Source organism: Nonomuraea glycinis (assembly GCF_014646515.1).
Classification (GTDB): Bacteria; Actinomycetota; Actinomycetes; order Streptosporangiales; family Streptosporangiaceae; genus Nonomuraea; species Nonomuraea glycinis.
Map to the genome: position 1 here is coordinate 159,063 of NZ_BMNK01000004.1, position 13,659 is coordinate 172,721.

Annotated in this window: 12 protein-coding genes; 10 read left to right on the top strand and 2 right to left on the bottom strand. The window is 71.1% G+C overall.

The annotated features are described in order from the left end of the window. The first annotated feature begins 421 nt into the window (after nt 1–421). Nucleotides 422–667, top strand: coding sequence for a hypothetical protein (locus tag IEY87_RS14195; RefSeq protein ID WP_189139091.1), 246 nt, complete (start codon nt 422–424; stop codon nt 665–667). A 98-nt stretch (nt 668–765) separates the two neighbouring features. On the opposite strand, the gene IEY87_RS14200 is transcribed toward IEY87_RS14195, so the two are convergent. After that, nucleotides 766–1,365, bottom strand: coding sequence for a TetR family transcriptional regulator (locus IEY87_RS14200; RefSeq protein WP_189139092.1), 600 nt, complete (start codon nt 1,363–1,365; stop codon nt 766–768). 61 nt (nt 1,366–1,426) lie between these two features. On the opposite strand from IEY87_RS14200, the gene IEY87_RS14205 reads away from it, so the two are divergent. From IEY87_RS14205 to IEY87_RS14235, 7 genes are all read left to right on the top strand, one after another. Continuing rightward, a complete protein-coding gene (locus IEY87_RS14205; protein WP_225277342.1) occupies nt 1,427–3,415 on the top strand; it encodes a HelD family protein in 1,989 nt (662 codons plus the stop codon). A 110-nt stretch (nt 3,416–3,525) separates the two neighbouring features. Further along, entirely contained in the window at nt 3,526–3,837 is a 312-nt protein-coding gene (locus IEY87_RS14210) for a hypothetical protein (RefSeq protein WP_189139093.1), read from the top strand. Between the two features lie 19 nt (nt 3,838–3,856). Next, nucleotides 3,857–4,453, top strand: coding sequence for an NUDIX hydrolase (locus IEY87_RS14215; protein ID WP_189139094.1), 597 nt, complete (start codon nt 3,857–3,859; stop codon nt 4,451–4,453). Nucleotides 4,454–4,670: 217 nt separating this feature from the next. Then, nucleotides 4,671–5,399 carry a lysophospholipid acyltransferase family protein gene (locus IEY87_RS14220; protein WP_225277341.1) on the top strand — a complete coding sequence of 243 codons (729 nt, stop codon included), beginning with the start codon at nt 4,671–4,673 and terminating at the stop codon, nt 5,397–5,399. A 30-nt stretch (nt 5,400–5,429) separates the two neighbouring features. Next, nucleotides 5,430–7,022 (top strand): penicillin-binding transpeptidase domain-containing protein, encoded by a 1,593-nt coding sequence (locus IEY87_RS14225; RefSeq protein WP_225277340.1) that lies wholly within the window; start codon nt 5,430–5,432, stop codon nt 7,020–7,022. A 177-nt stretch (nt 7,023–7,199) separates the two neighbouring features. Then, nucleotides 7,200–7,844 (top strand): GntR family transcriptional regulator, encoded by a 645-nt coding sequence (locus tag IEY87_RS14230; RefSeq protein WP_189139096.1) that lies wholly within the window; start codon nt 7,200–7,202, stop codon nt 7,842–7,844. Nucleotides 7,845–8,063: 219 nt separating this feature from the next. Next, a complete protein-coding gene (locus IEY87_RS14235; RefSeq protein ID WP_225277370.1) occupies nt 8,064–8,534 on the top strand; it encodes an OsmC family protein in 471 nt (156 codons plus the stop codon). 13 nt (nt 8,535–8,547) lie between these two features. Here the strand turns inward: IEY87_RS14235 and IEY87_RS14240 are convergent, their stop codons facing one another. After that, nucleotides 8,548–8,829, bottom strand: a complete 282-nt coding sequence (locus tag IEY87_RS14240; RefSeq protein ID WP_189139098.1) for a DUF3040 domain-containing protein — start codon at nt 8,827–8,829, stop codon at nt 8,548–8,550. Nucleotides 8,830–8,962: 133 nt separating this feature from the next. Between IEY87_RS14240 and IEY87_RS14245 the strand changes: the two genes are divergently transcribed. Both IEY87_RS14245 and IEY87_RS14250 read left to right on the top strand, forming a co-directional pair. Beyond that, a complete protein-coding gene (locus tag IEY87_RS14245; RefSeq protein WP_189139099.1) occupies nt 8,963–9,994 on the top strand; it encodes an Rv2578c family radical SAM protein in 1,032 nt (343 codons plus the stop codon). Between the two features lie 370 nt (nt 9,995–10,364). Next, on the top strand, nt 10,365–13,550 hold the full coding sequence (locus IEY87_RS14250) for a S41 family peptidase (protein WP_189139100.1): 3,186 nt from the start codon (nt 10,365–10,367) through the stop codon (nt 13,548–13,550). The last annotated feature ends 109 nt before the right edge of the window (nt 13,551–13,659 follow it).

The window sequence follows — 13,659 nt, forward strand, 5'->3', positions numbered from 1 at the left end:
CGGGACACCATCCTGCACGGCGCGTGCCTGCCCGACGCACGGTATCAATCGTGGAACGGCATGAGCGCGGAGCGCTCTCTGGAGACCTGGGATTCTTGGAGGGCGATCCCGCTCAACTGCGCGATCCTGCTCCAGGTCGCGGCAGAGCCGGAACAGTGGTCTTGGGACTATCCGGCCGGGAATGAACTCTAAGGCACCCGCCGCAGGTCAGGCGGGCTCGCCGATCATCGTGGTTCGCATCTGATGCGAGATTCGCGCGTCCGTTGCTGAGCTCAGGGGCGCTCGGGGTGAGGGTTCGTCAGAGGGAGTGAACCCGAGAGTGATGGACGGGGGGCTGGTGAACGCGCGGCTGGTTTCTGCTCGAACATGGCGGGATAAGTCCGGCGCGATAACTAGCTTTATGTCAAGGCGCCCGGGACTCTTGGTCACTCTCAGCTACTTTGCGGTGCTGGCCGAGGTCAGATCCGCGCACGGCAAGGCGCCTGACCTGGCGATCGAGATCCGGCACGTCCGCGAGGTCGCCGTGGCGGGGCCGTTGCTCGTGGCGGCCTACGAGGAGTGGCAGCACGGGCGGGGCCGCCTCGCGACCGTCGTTCTCCGCCAGGACCAGGGCGGGCTGAGCTGGCTGCACCTCCAGGAGACCTGGATCGAGCCGCCCGACGCCTGAACCGACCTGGGGCTGAGGACGGCGCGCGGAGACCGTACGGAACTGAGACCGCGCGGAAGGCCGTACGGGATTGAGACCGCGCGGGAAGGCGTACGGGATCAGACGCTCAGGAGGGAGAAGGCGCGGTCGGCGGCGCGCACGGCGTCGGGTCGCAGGTCGGCGAGGGGGACGCCGTCGGCGAGGGCCTGCCAGTTGCGGCGGGCCAGGACGCGCTGGACGGCCAGGACCTGTGCGGCCAGCAGGACGGCGGTCAGCTCGTCGAGGGTCTCGGCGAGTGCTTCGGCCAGCGCGTTCTCGTCCTGGGCCATGTGGTGGAACAGCCGCGAGGCCAGGCTGGGCGTGCCGAACACCATCCGGTGGAAGCCCATGACCTCCGGGTGGTCGTTCAGCCCGGTGACCGGGTCGTGCCGGGCCAGGCCGTCGAGGAAGTGGCGGTGCAGGGCCGCGACGGGCGTCCGGCCGGGATCGCGTCCCCGTACCACGCGGGCCTGCTCGCCCTGGTGATCGGCGATGCGGTGCAGGACGAGGTCCTCCTTGGTCGGGAAGTACTTGAACAGCGTCGGCTTGGAGACCTGCGCGGCGGCGGCGACCTCGGTGACGGGCACCTCGTCGAAGCCGCGCTCCAGGAAAAGCCTGATGGCCGCCGAGGAGATGGCCTCCCGCACGCGCTGCCGCTGCAGCTGTCGCAGTCCTGTCATGAGCACACCCTAGCAAACTGTTAACCTGGTTAAATTATTGACCGAGTTAACAGGGGGTGCCGTGTCCGCGCTCGACGAAGAGAGGCTTGACGAAGAGAGGCTGTACGTCCAGCGCTGCGTGGCCGGGCTGAGCAGGATGCTGCACGACGCCCGCGAGAACGTCGTGGTCGGCGAGAGCGTGGCGGGTGACCGTTACAGCGCCGAACGGCTCGGCCGCCACCTCAAGAGCCTGGCCAAGGAGCTGAGCGAGGAGCCGGACGGGCCGCCGTTCTTCGGCAGGCTCGACTTCGGGCCAGGGTCGGCCGAGCACCGGGGGCGCAGCTACCACATCGGCAGGCGGCACATCAGCGGCGAGCGCGGCGGCCCGCCCCTGGTGATCGACTGGCGCGCGCCCGTCTCCCGCGCCTTCTACCGCGCCGGCGCCCGCGACCCGCAGGGCGTCGCGGTGCGCCGCCGCTTCGGCTGGTCCGGCCGTACCCTGACCTCCTTCGAGGACGAACGGCTCGAAGCGGGCGAGGAGGACCGCACCGGCCGCCTGCTGGCGGCCGAGATCGAGCGGCCGCGCGTCGGCCCGATGCGCGACATCGTCGCCACCATCCAGCCCGAGCAGGACGATCTCGTACGGGCCGCGCTGGCGGAGTCGATCTGCGTGCAGGGCGCGCCCGGCACCGGCAAGACCGCCGTCGGCCTGCACCGGGCCGCCTATCTGCTGTACGCGCACCGCGAGCGGCTGCGGCGCGGCGGCGTGCTGGTGCTCGGGCCCAACCAGGCCTTCCTCGGCCACATCTCGGCCGTGCTGCCCACGCTGGGCGAGGTCGACGTCGAGCAGACCACCCTGGAGCAGCTCCTGGCGACGGTGCCGGTGCGGGCGGAGGACAGCCCCGCGGCCGCGGGCGTCAAGCACGACCCGCGGATGGCCGTGGTGCTGCGCGAGGCGTTGTACGCACGTATCCGCAAGCCCGCCGAGCCCGTCGTGGTGGCCGACGGCTCGGCCCGCTGGCGGGTCCGGGAGGACGAGCTGCGCCGCCTGGTCGACGACACCCGCCGCGACGCCCTGCCGTACACGACCGGTCGTGAGCGGGTGCGCGCCCGCGTGGTGGAGCTGGTGCGGCGGCAGGCCGAGGCGCGCGGGCGGACGGCGACCGCGGCCTGGACCCGCATGGCGGGCAGGGCCGTCACGCCGTTCCTGGACGCCGTCTGGCCCGCCGTCCGGCCGGAAGAGGTGCTGCTGGAGGTGCTGAGCGGCCAGACGCCCGCCGACGCCCTCACCCCGGCCGAGCACCGGGCCATCCTCTGGTCCCGGCCGCCGCGCGGCCACCGGAGCGCCCGCTGGACCGCCGCGGATCTGGTGCTGCTCGACGAGCTCGCCGGGCTGCTGGAGCGGCCGCGCGGCTACGGCCACGTCATCGTGGACGAGGCACAGGACCTGTCGCCGATGCAGTGCAGGGCCGTGGCCCGGCGCAGCGAGCACGGCTCCATCACTGTGCTCGGCGACCTGGCCCAGGGCACCACGCCGTGGGCCGCCCGGTCCTGGCCGCCGCATCTGGAGCTGCTCGGCAAGCCCGGTGGCCGGCTGGTCGCGCTGACCGAGGGGTTCCGGGTGCCGGCCGAGGTGGTGGAGCTGGCCGGCCGGCTGCTGCCCGCGCTGGAGGTGGACGTGCCCGTCACCCGCGCGCACCGCGCAGGCGGCCGGGCGCGCCTGATCGGCGTTTCCGAGCTGCGGCACGGCGTGGTGGAAGCGGCGCGGCAGGCGCTGGAGTTCGAGGGGTCCGTCGGGGTGATCGCGGCCGACGCCCAGGTCAACACGCTGACGGCCGCGCTGTGGGACGGCGGCCTCGACGTGGCCGGGCGGCTCGGCGTGCTGCCCGCCTCGCTGGCCAAGGGCCTGGAGTACGACCACGTGGTGGTGTGCGAGCCCGCCGCCATCGTCGAGGCGGAGGAGCGCGGCCTCCACCGGCTGTACGTGGTGCTGACCCGGGCGGTGTCCCGGCTGGACGTGGTACACGCCCGGCCGCTGCCGCCGCAACTCGCACGGCGGCCCAGCCGCTGAGACGAGTCAGGCAGGCCGCCTCGACAGGCCGTCCACTTGGGTGTGTGATGTTTATCACGTCACGAGACGGGCGGGCCGCCGCCAGGTGCGTTTCGAGAGGAGCACGATCGATGACCTCCCCGCACGATCCACCCCCAGGCGACGACCACTACGGACAACCGGGGCAGCAGCAGCCTTCTTACCAGCCTCCCTATCCGCAACCGCAGGCGCAGTCCACTCCCGTTCTGTCGATCATCGGGTTCGTCTGCGCGGCGATCGCCCTGCTGTTCATCCCGATCCTGTTCGGCATCATCGGGATCGTGCTCGGCATCGTCGGCCACACCCGTGGCGAGACGCTGGGCAAATGGGCGGCCATCACCTCCGCCGTCACCATGGTCGGCGGCATGATCCTTGGGATCATCGTGGTGAACTCGATGGGCTGAGTCGTGGCATTCTGAGCGGGTGCTGCCCCCGCTCGACGAGCTACGCGACCTGATCACGGCCAACCTGGCGGCCTTCGACCGCCGCCAGGTTCCTCCCGCCGAGGGGGTGCGCAGGGCCGCCGTCACCGTGTGCGTGCTCGAGGACGCCGAGCGGACCCCGTACACCGTTCTCATCAGGCGGGCCCCGCACGGCCGCAACCCGGGGCAGTGGGCGCTGCCGGGCGGGCGGCTGGACGACGGCGAGGAGCCCGTCGAGGCGGCGCTGCGCGAGCTGGCCGAGGAGGTCGCCGTGCGCGGCGTGCGGGTTGCGGGGCTGCTCGACGACTTCGTCACCGACTCGGGGTTCGTGATCACGCCGGTGGTGGCCTTCGGCGGCCGGCAGGAGCCGGTGGGTGACGCCTGGGAGGTGGCCTCGGTGCACGCCGTGCCGCTGGAGCGGTTCGTGGCGCCGGGGGTGCCGCGCTGGCGGGACGGGCTGCTGCAGATGCCGCTGGGGCCCGGGATCGTGATCCACGCGCCGACGGGGGCGATTTTGTGGCAGTTCGCCGAGGTCGCGCTGCGCGGCCGTGAGCTGCGGGTCTTCGACGTGACCCAGCCTCACTGGACCCGATCCTGACCAAATCTTGGGGGGCGGTGGAATACGACCAGCCGGATGTCGGTTAGCATCGAATGGCCGATGTGGTCTGTGTCCCCCGGGCCGCAAATTACCGCCTTCACGGAATACCGTTCGGCTGGAGCCGTGTTGTGCACCTCGCCGAGGAGGCGACCGCCACATCGGCCTTAACCACATATCAGGCGCCCCGTCCCAGGACGGGGCGCCTGCTTTATGGTGGGTGGCCGAACCGACGATCGTCCAGGAGCGCCAGTTGCTGTATCAAGTGGTCAAGTTCGCCGCCGCACCGGTCGCGCACGCGATGTGCCGCCCGCATGTCTCCGGCGCCTCGCACGTGCCGAGGACGGGCCCGGCGATCCTGGCCGCCAACCACCTGTCGGTCCTGGACTCGTTCCTGCTGCCCGCGCTGCTGCCGCGGCACGTCACCTTCGCCGCCAAGAACGAGTATTTCTCCGGCAACCCGGTCTCCAGCTGGTTCATGCGCCTGGGGGGCAGCCTGCCCACCGACCGCGAGAGCGCCCACGCGGCGCAGGCCATGCTCGACGCCGCGGCCGACCTGCTGGAGCGCGGCGAGCTGTTCGGCATCCACCCCGAAGGCACCCGCTCCCCCGACGGCCGCCTCTACCGCGGCAAGATCGGCGTCGCCTGGCTCGCGCTCAAGACCGGCGCGCCCGTGCTGCCCGTGGCGCTCAAGGGCACCGAGAAGGTCCTGCCGGTGGGCTCCAGGGTCCCCCGCCCCGCCAAGATCGGCATCACCATCGGCGAGCCGCTGAAGGTCTCCGGGGACCACGCCAACGCGCGCGACCGCCGCCGCGTCACCGACGACATCATGGCCGCCATCCAGCGGCTCTCCGGGCAGGAGTACGTGCCTACGTACGCCGCCAGTCACAAGGCGTCCAACGGCGTGGCCGAGCCGCCTGCGAAGAAGACCCGACGAACTGGAGGCTGACCAGTGCCGCGTGGCCGTACCATCGCGATCGTGTCCGGCGCCACCGTCCTGGTGCTGGCCGCCGCCGGCGGCGGTGCCTACTACCTGCTGCACACCCGCGGCACCCCCGCCGAGACCGCGCAGCGCTTCGCCGCCGCCTGGCAGGCCGGCGACCAGGCCAAGATGAGCGCCGAGCTGGCCACGCCCGCGTCACTCGCCCCCTACGGTCAGTTGCGCACCGCTCTCGGCGTGGAGTCGACCACGGTACGGCTCGGCCGCCCCGCCGAGACCGACGGCCGTGCCACCGTCCCCTACACCGCCACCCACCGGCTGAAGGACCTCGGCGAATGGACGTACGAGGGCGTCATCGACCTCAAGGTGGCCGAGCGCCACTGGAAGGTCGACTGGAGCCCCAAGACGCTGCACCCGTCCCTGGCCGCCGGCGCCACCTTCGCGCTCAAGACCAAGTGGCCGGACCGGGCCGAGATCACCGACGCCTCGGGCGGGCGCATCGACACCGGCGACGTCGGCGGCTCGGTGCAGCAGCTCGTCGGCTACCTCGACAAGGCCACCAAGAAGGACGTGGAGAAGCTCGGCACCGCCTACAAGGTCGGGCAGACCATCGGCGCGAGCGGGCTGCAGGCGACGTTCCAGAAGCGGCTCGCGGGCACGCCCACGACCGAGATCCAGGCCGGCGGCAAGACGGTGAAGACGATCGAGGGCGCCGAGGGTGAGAGCCTGCGCACCACGCTCGACCCGCGCGTGCAGAAGGCCGCCGTCGCCGCCATCAAGGACGTCGAGAAACCCGCCTCGCTGGTCGCCATCGAGGCCGGCTCGGGCGAGATCCTGTCCGTCGTCAACAACAAGGGCGGCTTCAACCGCGCCCTCGACGGCCGCTACCCGCCCGGCTCCACGTTCAAGGCCGTCACCGCGATCGGCCTGCTGGCCGAGGGGATCACCCCCAAGCAGGCCGTGACGTGCCCCAAGTACGTCACGATCGGCGGGCTGCGGATCCGTAACTCCGACGAGTCGTCCTTCGGCTCGGTGTCGTTCCAGGACTCCTTCGCCTACAGCTGCAACACCACCTTCGCGCCGCTGGCCAAGCAGCATCTCGGCGCCGACAAGCTGCTGAGCGCCGCCGAGAGCGTCGGCTTCAACCAGCCGCTGACCATCGGCGTCCCGGCCACAAAACCCAGCTTCCCCAAGGCCGAGTCCGACGCCGAACTCGCCGCCGAATCGTTCGGCCAGGGCCGGATCACCGCCAGTCCGCTGTCCATGGCCTCCGTCACCGCCGCCATCGCCGACGGCACCTGGCGCCCGCCCACCCTGGTGCCCGATCACGAGCAGAAGGCCACCGAGAAGGAGCTGCCCGACGGCGTCACCGCCGAGCTGCACGCCATGATGGCCGCCGTGGTGACCAAGGGCACCGCCAAGGCCGCCGGGCTCCCCTCGGGCACCCGCGGCAAGACCGGAACGGCCGAGTACGGCACCGGGCCGAAGCTGGAATCGCATGCCTGGTTCATCGGCTTCAAGGATGACGTGGCCTTCGCCGTGGTGGTGGAGGGTGGCGGCGGGGGCGGCAAGGTGGCGGCCCCGATCGGCGCCGATTTCCTGCGGGAGCTCGGCGACTACCGGTCGGAGTGATCAGCCGCCCGGGGCTTCTGCCGCCCGGGGCTTTGGCCGCCCGGGGCTTTGGCCGCCCGGGGCTTTGGCCGCTTGGGGCTTTTGCGCTTTCATACCGCCGACAGGTTCCGCTACCTCGGCGGTGAATAGGTCCGCCTTAGCTTTGCATGCATTGCATACAATGGATACAGTTGGCACATGCAGAACGAGGTGGCGCATCGGCGCCTGCGGGAGCTGATCCTGGACGGGACGTACGCGCCAGGAGTGCGGCTGACCGAGGTGGACGCGGCCGCGGCGCTGGAGATGAGCCGGACGCCGGTGCGCGAGGCGCTGCGGGCGCTGGCCGCCGACGGGCTGGTCCGCACCACCGGGCGGGGCGTCGTGGTGGTCGCCCTCGATCCGGGCGATCTCGAGGATGCCTACCAGGTGCGGGCCGCGCTCGAGGCGCTCACCGCCGAGACGGCCGCCACCCGCCAGCGTGACGGCCGCCTCGCGCCCGCGGACCTGACGGCCCTGAGGACGCTGGCCGACGTCACCGCCGAGACGACGAGCGAAGGCCGTCTGGTGGAGGCGGTCGAGCTCAACCGCCGCTTCCATCGGCGGATCGCCGAGCTGGCCGGCAACCGGATCGCGCTGGAGACGCTGAACCGGGTCTGGGACCAGATCCAGGTCTCCACCCTGCGCTCGCTCAAGCCGGTGGTCCGCCACGCGCACGTCTCGGCGCAGCACGACGACCTGCTCGCGGCGATCACCGACGGCCGGGCGCAGGACGCGGGCCAGATCGCCCGCCGCCACGTCCTCGACACCCGCACCACCGCCCGACAACCGCCCGAACAGCAGTGATCACACCTGCCCCGCCCCAGTTCCTCGCCCGCAGCCGCGCCACAAACTCTCCCCACAGTTCCTTGTCCGCAGCCGCGCCACAAACTCTCCCCACAGTTCCTTGTCCGCAGCGCCGCGCCACAGAACCCCCCTTGCCACAGCCGCTCTTGCCGCAACCCCTCGCGCGCAGCGCCGCGTCACCGTACGCGATCAAAAGTAAGGAAGTCTGACGTGTCACGAATGCACACCTATGCCACGACCACGACCTGGACCGGCAATCAGGGCACCGGCACCAGCGGGTACCGCGCCTACACCCGGGACCACACGCTGGCCGCCGACGGGCGCGAGGTCATCGTGGCGAGTTCGGACCCGGCCTTCCGGGGGGACGCCGCGCGGTGGAATCCCGAGCTGCTGCTGGTGGGCGCGCTCTCGGAGTGCCACATGCTGGCGTACCTGCGCCTGTGCGCCGACGCCGGGATCGTGGTCACCGCGTACGTGGACCACGCCGGGGGCACCATGGCCGAGACCGCCGGCGGCGGCCACTTCACCGAGGCGGTGCTGCGGCCGCAGGTGACGGTGGAGTCGCCGGACATGGTGGAGGCCGCCATCCGGCTGCACGCCGACGCCCACAAGTCCTGCTTCATCGCCGCCTCCGTCAAATTCCCCGTGCGTCACGAGCCGGAGGTCACGGCGGCCCGCGCGAGCGACTGAGGCGGCGGCAGGGTCAGAAGGCGGCGGCCAGCGCGAGGGCGGCGGCGGTCTCGTGCTGCAGGACCATGATCAGAAGGGTCGCGACCAGCGTGGCGATGAGCAGCCAGCTGATCAGGATGATGACCGTCGAACGCTGGAGTCTGCGGCCCCCGACCGACTCGCCGCGGGCTCTCGCCTCGCTGCGGCGCACCCGCTCGTTGAACGACTCAAGCCGGGAGACAAGTCTCGGATCATCGTCGACGAGGTGCTGCTCGATCTGGGCCAGCATTCGCTCCTCATCCTGCGACCAGGCCATGGTTGCACCTCCGGAACGCAAGCACTGTGCGGGTTTCCTGCCCAACCATGAAGATCATTAGCCTCCGGCTGACCATGTAATTGCGACGTCTTTCGGTTTGCGATCATCGTCGAACCTTTGTTCTAATCAAGGCATGCGCTGGGACAACCTGCGCCTGGCCGACGCCGGCCGGGACGATCCGGCCGTGCCGCTGTTCGCCCGCGACGCGGTCACCCGCACGTTCGACACCCCCGAGTTCCGGGGGATGACCTTCTACGAGATCCAGGCTCGCTCGATCATCAACCGGGTGCCGGCCGCCAGCCGGGTCCCGTTCGAATACACGATCAATCCCTACCGGGGCTGCGGTCACCGCTGCGTCTACTGCTTCGCCCGAAAGACTCACCAATACCTTGACCTCGACTCCGGCGCCGATTTCGACTCCAAGATCGTGGTCAAGGTCAACGCCGCGGAGCTGGCCCGCAAGGAGCTCGCCTCGCCCCGGTGGGGCGGCCACCACGTGGCCATGGGCACCAACGTCGACTGCTACCAGCGCGCCGAGGGCCGCTATCGGCTCATGCGCGGCATCCTCGCGGCGCTGCGCGACGCGGCCAACCCGTTCTCGATCCTCACCAAGGGCACCTTGATCCTGCGCGACCTCGACCTGCTCACCGAGGCGGCCGAGCGGGCGGAGGTGGGCGCCGCCGTGTCGGTGGGCTTCGTCGACCCCGGCGTGTGGCGCTCCGTCGAGCCCGGCACCCCAGACCCGCACAGACGCCTGGAGACCTGCGCCACCCTCAACGACAACGGCATCGCCTGCGGCGTCCTGATGGCGCCCATCCTCCCCTACCTCACCGACTCTCCCGCCCAGCTCGACCGCACCGTGCGGGAGATCGCGCAGGCGGGCGCCACCCACCTGACGCCCATCGTCCTGCACCTGCGGCCGGGGGCGCGCGAGTGGTGGCTGGCGTGGCTGTCCCGCGAGCACCCACGGCTCGTGCCGCGCTATCTGGAGCTGTACGGAAGGGGCGCCTACGCTCCCAAGTCCTACCAGGAGCGGATCTCCGCACAGGTCAAGGAGCTGGCCGCCCGTCACGGCGTCGGCCGCACCGCACCGGCCATGGCCCGCCGCCTCCCCCCGCCTCCGGCTCCGGAGCCGGAGGCCCCCGAGCAGCTCACCTTGCTCTGACCGAACGGCCCCTGGGCCCGGCCGACCCGACCGCTGTGACGTACGCGGATGACCCGAAGACCCGCCGACCCGACCGCCGTGACGTGCACAGATGGCGCTATGTCGGGTTTTGGTGACAGATGGGTATTAACGGCGTTGGTGCGCCAATCTGACGCATCTGTCCGTACAGGGGGAAGAGACCAATGGCTGACACGAAGAAGAAACCCGGCGCCAAGTCCGGCAAGGCGAAGAAGCAGGCCATCAAGTCCAGCAGGCAGGCCAAGGAGAGCAAGAAGGAGCCCACGAAGCCTGAAGAGGCGTAGCGGGGGTGACATGATCAGACAGCCGAGGGCAGGGTCCCCGGCTGTCTGATCGACCGTGGAGGACACCCATGTCGGGCTACCTGCGCTTTCCCGCCGTGTTCCGGGATGTCGTGGTGTTCGCCGCCGAGGACGACCTGTGGATGGTGTCCGCGCAGGGTGGGCGCGCGTTCCGGCTGACGGCGGGGGTCGCGGAGGCCGGCTATCCACGTATCTCGCCGCGCGGTGACCAGCTCGCGTTCGTCGGGCGCGACGAGGGGCCGGAAGAGGTGTACGTGATGCCGGCGGACGGGGGCGCCGCCCGGCGCGTCACCTTCCACGGCGCCCGGTGCACCGTCACCGGGTGGGATCCCGCCGGGCGCATTCTGTACGCGAGCGACGAGTCGCAGCCGTTCGAAGGGCGCAAGTGGCTGCATCGGGTGGAGCCGGGGAAGGTGCCGGAACGGCTGCCGTACGGGCCCGCGAACTCGATCGCCTACGGGCCCGAGGGCATGATCGTGCTGGGGCGCAACACCGCCGACCCGGCGCGGTGGAAGCGGTACCGGGGCGGCACCGTCGGCGACCTGTGGATCGATCGCGAGGGCGATGGCGAGTTCCGGCGGTTGCTGCGGCTGCCCGGCAATCTGGCCTCGCCCTGCTGGAGCGGCGGGCGGGTGTGTTTCCTGTCCGACCATGAGGGCGTCGGCAACGTCTACTCGTGCACGCCCGACGGCGACGACCTGCGCCGGCACACCCATCATGACGACTACTACGCGCGCAACCTGTCCAGTGACGGCCACCGGCTGGTCTACCACGCCGGCGCCGATCTCTACCTGCTGGATGATCCCGACGAGCGGCCGCGCCAGCTGGAGGTGCGGCTGGCCAGCTCGCGTACGCAGCGCAACCGCAGGTTCGTGGACGCCGACGACTATCTCGACGGTGCCACGCTCAGCCCGGACGGCAGCGCGCTGGCCGTCACCGCCCGGGGCAAGGCGTACGGCATGGCGGGGTGGGAGGGGCCGGTCCGCCAGTACGGCGCGCCCGACGGTGTCCGCTACCGCTTGCTGACCTGGCTGAACGACGGCCGCCGGCTGATCGCCGCAGCCGCGGACGACGATGACGAGGAGTCCCTGGTCATCCTGCACGGCTGTCAGAGATCCACCGCAGAGCATGACGACTCCGGGGACGACGGCCCAGGGCATGACGGTTCCGCAGTGGAGGGGGTGGGGAGGGTGCAGCTGGTGGCGCGGCTGGGGCGGATCACGGCGTTGGTGCCCGACCCGGCCCATGACCGGGTGGCCGTCACCAACCACCGCCACGAGCTGCACCTCGTCGACCTGTCCACCGGCCAGGCCGTGCTCGTCGAGGCGAACCCGTACGGCTCACCGGAGGATCCCGCCTGGTCGCACGACGGGCAGTGGCTCGCCTACGCCGGCCCGCTCAACTCCCGGACCACCGCCATCAAACTCCACCACCCCGAGACGGGCCGGACCGTGGCCGCCACCGAACCGCTCCTGCAGGATGCCCGCCCGGCCTTCGACCCGCAGGGCCGCTACCTGTACTTCATCGGCCAGCGCGTCTTCTCCCCCGCCTACGACCAGCTCCAGTTCGACCTGTGCTTCCCGCTCGGCACCCGCCCATACGCCGTCGCGCTGCGCGCCGACGTCCCGGACCCGTTCGTCCCCCGCCCGCGTCCCGTGCACGACAAGGACGAGGACGAGGAGGACGAGGAGCCGGAGGCGGTGCGGGTCGACGCTGAGGGCCTGACCCGCCGCATCACCGCCTTCCCCGTGCCGGAGGGCCGCTACGAGCGCGTCGCCGGGCTGAAGGGCAAGGCGCTCATCCTGGCCAGCCCGCTGCAGGGCGCGAGCACTCTGCGCCTGTTCGACTTCGCCAAGGGCGACGACGACACCTTCGCCGAGGGGGTCACCGACTTCGAGCTCGGCCGTGACGGCAAGACGCTCCTCTACCGCGCCCGCCACCGGCTGCGGGTGGTGAAGGCCGGCGAGGTGCCGGGCGGGGACGACGATCCGCCGGGGCGGGACAGCGGCTGGATCGACCTGTCGCGGATCAAGGTGTCGGTGTGCCCGGAGACGGAATGGCGGCAGATGTTCCGCGAGGCGTGGCGGCTGCAGCGCGAGCACTTCTGGACCGAGGACATGGCGGGTGTCGACTGGCCCGCCGTCTACGACCGCTACGTGCCGCTGGTGGAGCGGGTCACCACCCGCGGCGAGTTCTCCGACCTGCTGTGGGAGCTGCACGGCGAGCTCGCCACGAGCCACGCGTACGAGAGCGGCGGCGAATACCGGCCGGGCCCCGACTACAGCCAGGGCAAGCTGGGCGTCGACTGGGACTACCGCGACGGCGTCTACCACATCGCCGCGATCGTGCACGGCGACCCGTGGGATCCGTCCGCCACCTCACCGCTCAACCGGCTGGGCCTGGACGTGCGGCCGGGCGACGCGGTGCTGGCGATCAACGGCGCGCCGATCGGGGCCTCGGCCACCCCGAACGAGCGGCTGGTGAACCAGGCGGACGAGGAGGTGGAGCTGACGCTGCGCCGCGAGGGGCGGGTCTTCGCCGTCACGGTGCGGACCATCGCGGACGAGGCGCCGGGCCGCTACCGCGACTGGGTGAACCTCAACCGGGCCCTGTGCCACCAGCGTTCGGCGGGCCGGATCGGCTATCTGCACGTGCCGGACATGGGGACGGACGGGTTCGCCGAGTTCCATCGGGGTTTCCTGGCCGAGTACGACCGGCACGCGCTGATCGTGGACGTGCGCTTCAACGGCGGCGGCAACGTCTCGGCGCTGCTGCTGGAGAAGCTGGCCCGCCGCCGCCTGGGCTACGACTACCCGCGCTGGGGCGCGCCGGAGCCCTACCCGCCCGAGTCGCCACGCGGGCCGCTGGTGGCGATCACCAACGAGTACGCGGGCTCCGACGGCGACATCTTCAGCCACACCTTCAAGGTGCTGAAGCTGGGCCCGCTGGTCGGCAAGCGCACCTGGGGCGGCGTGATCGGCATCTGGCCGCGTCACCGGCTGGCCGACGGCACGGTGACCACGCAGCCGGAGTTCTCCTTCGCCTTCGACGATGTCGGCTGGCAGGTGGAGAACTACGGCACCGACCCCGACATCGAGGTCGACATCACCCCGCAGGACTACGCCTCCGGCGTGGACGCCCAGTTGGAGAAGGCCATCGAGGTGGCTCTCGACCTGCTCGCGAGCAAACCCGTACACACTCCTGATCTCTCGCATAGGCCGCGCATGCAACCTTAGTCACCTCTAAGGCGTCTAAAGATCATAGAAGTGGAAAGCGCCACGGGGATGGACGGCGCACACCACTCCACGCTCCACGGCACGCCGGTGGTGAGGATGTCTCTCACCG